Annotated in this window: 6 protein-coding genes; all 6 read right to left on the bottom strand. The window is 67.3% G+C overall.

Features of this window, described 5'->3' with window-relative positions:
- Window positions 1–204: 204 nt before the first annotated feature.
- Complete coding sequence (locus G7Z99_RS19515; protein ID WP_181096779.1) at window positions 205–1,476, bottom strand: dihydroorotase; 1,272 nt, start codon at window positions 1,474–1,476, stop codon at window positions 205–207.
- Window positions 1,473–2,477 (bottom strand): aspartate carbamoyltransferase catalytic subunit, encoded by a 1,005-nt coding sequence (locus G7Z99_RS19510; RefSeq protein ID WP_181096777.1) that lies wholly within the window; start codon window positions 2,475–2,477, stop codon window positions 1,473–1,475. Before G7Z99_RS19510 ends, G7Z99_RS19515 begins: the two co-directional genes overlap by 4 nt.
- A gap of 11 nt (window positions 2,478–2,488) precedes the next feature.
- Window positions 2,489–3,007, bottom strand: coding sequence for a bifunctional pyr operon transcriptional regulator/uracil phosphoribosyltransferase PyrR (gene pyrR / locus G7Z99_RS19505; protein WP_181096775.1), 519 nt, complete (start codon window positions 3,005–3,007; stop codon window positions 2,489–2,491).
- Between the two features lie 49 nt (window positions 3,008–3,056).
- The gene (gene ruvX / locus G7Z99_RS19500) at window positions 3,057–3,488 is read right to left on the bottom strand and encodes a Holliday junction resolvase RuvX (RefSeq protein WP_181096773.1); all 432 of its coding nucleotides are present in this window, start codon (window positions 3,486–3,488) and stop codon (window positions 3,057–3,059) included.
- Window positions 3,488–4,057 carry a YqgE/AlgH family protein gene (locus G7Z99_RS19495; protein WP_181096771.1) on the bottom strand — a complete coding sequence of 190 codons (570 nt, stop codon included), beginning with the start codon at window positions 4,055–4,057 and terminating at the stop codon, window positions 3,488–3,490. Before G7Z99_RS19495 ends, ruvX begins: the two co-directional genes overlap by 1 nt.
- A 345-nt stretch (window positions 4,058–4,402) precedes the next feature.
- On the bottom strand, window positions 4,403–4,884 hold a 482-nt coding region (locus tag G7Z99_RS19490), incomplete at its 5' end, for an energy transducer TonB (RefSeq protein ID WP_181096769.1).

Genomic DNA, 4,884 nt, shown 5'->3' with positions numbered 1-4,884 from the left:
CAGCAGCTTGAACTTTGTGTTCTTTCGAATAAGAATTGCGCACTGATTTTGCCTCCAATTGGACGCCATTATAGCGTCCGAAGAAGGTGTCCAAAATCATTAAGCCAGTTCACCCCCGTGCCGCGATGGGCCGCAAAGCGGCCCCAGATTCGCAACGTCGCCACTGCCCCCGAGCCTTTCACAACACCTCGGCCCAACACCCGCTCATCCCTCGTGACACACCCGCCCATCGACCAGCGTGTAGCGAACCGCACCCGGCAGACAATGGCCGATGAACGGGCAGTTCTGCCCTTTCGAATGCCATTGCTCGCCAGCGACGGTAGATGCCTTGGGATCGAAGAGCACCAGGTCGGCCGCCGCGCCTGCTTTCAATGCACCCGCCGGCAGGCGCAGGGCCTCGGCCGGGCCTCGGGTCAGGCGCGCCAGCAGCGTCGGCAGGTCCAGCAGGCCGTCTTCGACCAGCGTCATGGCCAGCGGCAACAGGATGTCGACGCTGCTGATGCCCGGTTCGGTGGCGCCGAAAGGGGCCAGCTTGGCATCGCGTTCGTGGGGCTGGTGATGGCTGGAGATCGCCTGGATCACCCCCGACTTCACCGCCTCGCGCAGGCCGTCGCGGTCGGCGGCGGTACGCAGTGGTGGCTGGACGTGGTACAGGCTGGAGAAGTCGCGCAGGGCCTCGTCGGTCAGGATCAGCTGGTACAACGCCACGTCGGCGGTCACCGGCAGGCCGAGGGCCTGGGCCTGCGCGATCAGCCGCGCGCCGCGGGCGCTGGTGATCTGCGTGAAGTGCGCCCGCACGCCGGTCTGCTCGACCAGCAGCAGGTTGCGCGCCAGGGCCACGGTCTCGGCCGTTTCAGGAATCCCCGGCAAGCCGAGGAAGCTGGCCATCGGCCCTTCGTGGGCCAGCCCGCCCTGGGCCAGGTCGCGGTCCTGGGAGTGGAAGATCACCGTCAGGTCGAAGGTCGCGGCGTACTCCAGCGCGCGCGCCAGGGTCCGGTTGTTGCCGATGCTGGTCAGGCCATTGCCGAAGGCCACACAACCGGCATCGCGCAGGGCGACCAGCTCGGCCAGCTGTTCGCCTTCCAGGCCCTTGGTCAGCGCGCCGATCGGGAAGACCTTGCTGTGGCCGGCGTCCCGTGCCCGGTCCAGGATCAGCTCGGTCACGGCCGAGGTGTCCAGCACCGGCTTGGTCTGCGGTGGGCAGCACAGGCTGGTGACGCCGCCGGCGATCGCGGCACGGGTTTCGCTGGCGATGCTGCCCTTGCGGCTGTAGCCCGGCTCGCGCAGGGCCACGTCGAGGTCGACCAGGCCGGGGGCGGCCACCAGGCCCTGGGCCTGGATGACGCGTTGCGCATCGAAGCCGGCAGGCGCCTGGCCGATCGCCAGGACCTTGCCCTGGTCCAGGTGCAGGTCGGCGACCGCGTCCAGCCCGCTGCTGGGGTCGATGACCCGCGCGCCAAGAATGCTGATGCTCACAGGGCGTTCTCCTGAGCGAATTGACGTTGCGCGGTCTGCCCGCTCATGGCCATGGACAGCACCGCCATGCGCACGGCGATGCCGTAGGTGACCTGGTTGAGAATGACCGAGTGCGCCCCGTCAGCCACCGCCGACTCGATTTCCACGCCTCGGTTGATCGGCCCTGGGTGCATGACGATGGCGTCCGGCTTGGCCGCGGCCAGGCGCGCGGTGGTCAGGCCGAACAGGCGGTAGAATTCACCCTCGCTGGGCAGCAGGCCACCGGCCATGCGCTCGCGCTGCAGGCGCAGCATGATCACCACGTCGACATCCTTCAGCCCCTCGGACAAGTCCGTGTAGACCTTGACGCCATACTGCTCGATGCCGATCGGCAGCAGGGTCTTGGGGCCGATCACGCGGATGTCCGGACAGCCCAGCGCCTTGAGCGCCAGCATGTTCGAACGCGCGACGCGCGAATGCAGGATATCGCCGACGATGGCCACCGAGAGGTGCTCGAAGTTGCCTTTGTGGCGGCGAATGGTGAGCATGTCGAGCATGCCCTGGGTCGGGTGCGCGTGACGGCCGTCACCGCCGTTGATCACCGCCACGTCCGGGCACACGTGCTCGGCGATGAAGTGCGCCGCGCCCGAATCGGAGTGCCGCACCACGAACATGTCGGCGGCCATGGCCTCGAGGTTGCGCAGGGTGTCGAACAGCGTCTCGCCCTTGCTGGTCGAGGAGGTCGAGACGTTCAGGCTGATCACGTCGGCCGACAGTCGCTGGGCGGCCAGCTCGAAGGTGGTGCGGGTGCGCGTGGAGTTCTCGAAGAACACGTTGCAGACCGTCTTGCCGCGCAGCAGCGGGACCTTCTTGACGGCACGCGCGCCGACCTCGAGGAAGGAGTCGGCGGTGTCGAGGATTTCGGTCAGCAGCTCACGCGGCAGGCCGTCGAGCGAAAGAAAGTGGCGCAGCTGGCCCTGATCGGTGAGCTGCAGCGGGCGCTTGGCGTCGAGTGGCGTCATCGCGAGGGTTCTCAAGGGGCGGTGGCAGGGGCAAGGTCCTGGCGCTCGAGGGCGAGCGGCGTGGGGCCGGACAATTTTACCCGCTCGTGGGCATCCAGCGACAGCGTGGCGCCGAGCACGTTGGGGCGGATCGGCAGTTCGCCGGCATCGAGGTCGAGCAGGCAGACCAGGGTGACGCTGGCAGGGCGACCGTAATCGAACAGTTCGTTGAGCGCGGCGCGGATGGTGCGCCCGCTCATCAGCACGTCGTCCACCAGCACCAGGTGCTGGCCTTCGATCTCGAACGGCAGTTCCGAAGGGCGTACCTGGGGGTGCAGGCCGTTCTGGCTGAAGTCGTCGCGGTAGAACGACACGTCGAGCGTGCCCAGGGGGCTGTCATCGCCCAGTTCGGCCAGCAGGGCCTGGGCGACCCAGACACCGCCGGTGCGGATGCCGATGAAGCGAGGCGTGTCGATGGCGCGGCGCGTCAGGTGCGCGCGCAGGTCCACGGCCATCTGCCGAATCAGCTCGGCGGGATTGGGTAGGCTCATGCTTGCTCCTCAAGAAGCCGGGTGGGCCCGGCCTTAAACCGATGTCGAATCATTGTCCGGCGTTGGCGTCCAGCCAGCCTTGCAGCAGCAAGGCCGCGGCGATGGCGTCCACGGGGTTGTCGCGGTAGCTGCCGCGCTGGCCGCCCCGGGCCAGGCGCTCGCCCTTGGCCTCGAAGGTGGTCAGGCGCTCGTCGTGGGTGTGCACCGGCAGGTTGAAGCGGCCATTGAGGCGGCGGGCGAACTTTTCGGCACGCGCGCTCATGTCGCTGGGCGTGCCGTCCATGTTCAGGGGCAGCCCCACCACGATCGCGTCGGGTTTCCATTCGGCGACCAGGCGCTCGACCTGGGCCCAGTCCGGGACCCCGTTCTGGGCCTTCAGGGTGCAGAGTTCGCGGGCGTGCCCGGTGACCACCTGGCCCACCGCCACGCCGATCTGCTTGGTGCCGTAATCGAAGCCCAGCAAGAGACGCACCTCAGCCATCAGGCGTGCCCCGCCTGGTGGGTCAGCAGGTTCAGGTCGATCCCCAGGCTATGGGCCGCGGCGGCCAGGCGCTCGTCGCTGCGGGTGTCGAAGAGGATGCGCGGGTCGAACGGGCAGTTCAGCCAGGCATTGTCGGCCAGCTCGGCCTCCAGTTGGCCGGCTTCCCAGCCGGCGTACCCCAGGGTGATCAGGCTCTGTCGGGGGCCAGTGCCCTCGGCGATGGCGAACAGCACGTCCTGGGACGTCGACAGCGAAACGCCTTGCAGCTCGACGGTGCCTTCGTAGCCGGCGTCCTGGCTGTGCAGCACGAAGCCCCGCTCGGTCTGCACCGGGCCGCCCTGGTAGATAGGCACATGCAGGCAACCTGGCGAAGGCTCCTCGTCCGGGCGCAGTTGCTCGAGGATGTCGGCCAGGCTCAGCTCCTGCGGACGATTGACCACCAACCCCATCGCACCGTTGGCATTGTGCTCGACGATGTAGGTCAGCGTATGGGCGAAGTTCGGGTCGCTCATGTGGGGCATGGCGATCAGGAACTGATGCTTGAGGTAGCTGGGGGTATGGTTTTTCATACTTGATAGTGTGGCGCCAGGTGGGGCAGGCCGCAAGGTGGGCTGTGGGGTGGGGCGTTACAAGGGGTGAATGGCGAGCTGTGAGCTGCAAGTTGCGAGCTACAAGCTTAAAAGCTAGGTCATGGCTGATACTGGGGCGCTTGACTGCGGGGCAGGCATGGCGGGGTGTACGGCCCCTGCGGGGCCGATCGCGGCACAGGGGCCGCTCCTACACCCGTAGTCCCACCGCAGAGTTGCAGGCTATCGCGGTCACTGTGGGAGCGGCCCCGTAGGGGCCGTAAATTCGCACATTCGATACCAGACCTTGAACGTTTTGACGAACCCCTGCCCAACGCCACTTGCCCTTCAATTGCTGGACAACCGATCCCCCCGCGCAAAACGCCAGGTGCGGATGATCTCCAGGCGGTCGAACTCTGCCAGGTCGCCGGTGAACGGCGCGAACGGCGCCGCCAGCCTGACGATCCGCTGGGCCGCCTGATCCAGCAGGGGCTGGCCGGACGACTCGAGCACCAGCACCTCGTACAGCGAGCCGTCCCGGTTGATCGACACCATCATCCGCAGGCTGCCATAGATCTGCTGGCGACGCGCTTCGTCGGGGTAGTTCAGGTTGCCGATGCGCTCGACCTTCTTGCGCCATTCCTCCTTGTACCAGGCGCCCTTGTCGCGCATGGTCGAGGCGGCGTTGAGCCGGTGGATACGGGGCCGCTTGGCGTACAGCTGCTGTTCGTGGGACAGCTCCGCCTCCAGGCTGGCGATCTGGCTGGACAGCTGCGAGCTGTCGAATTCGGGCGCGGCAGGCTCGGGCGTGGGCTTGGGCGGGGTGGGCT

The sequence above is a fragment of the Pseudomonas entomophila genome, from assembly GCF_013523165.1.
Lineage (GTDB): Bacteria > Pseudomonadota > Gammaproteobacteria > Pseudomonadales > Pseudomonadaceae > Aquipseudomonas > Aquipseudomonas entomophila_A.
The sequence above is the reverse complement of the archived record's forward strand: the minus strand, read 5'-3'. Positions and strand labels throughout refer to the sequence as shown.

Coding starts and splice junctions, on each gene's coding strand:
- G7Z99_RS19510 (WP_181096777.1), bottom strand. CDS start 2,477: ATGACGCCACTCGACGCCAAGCGCCCGCTGCAGCTCACCGATCAGGGC.
- pyrR (WP_181096775.1), bottom strand. CDS start 3,007: ATGAGCCTACCCAATCCCGCCGAGCTGATTCGGCAGATGGCCGTGGAC.
- ruvX (WP_181096773.1), bottom strand. CDS start 3,488: ATGGCTGAGGTGCGTCTCTTGCTGGGCTTCGATTACGGCACCAAGCAG.
- G7Z99_RS19495 (WP_181096771.1), bottom strand. CDS start 4,057: ATGAAAAACCATACCCCCAGCTACCTCAAGCATCAGTTCCTGATCGCC.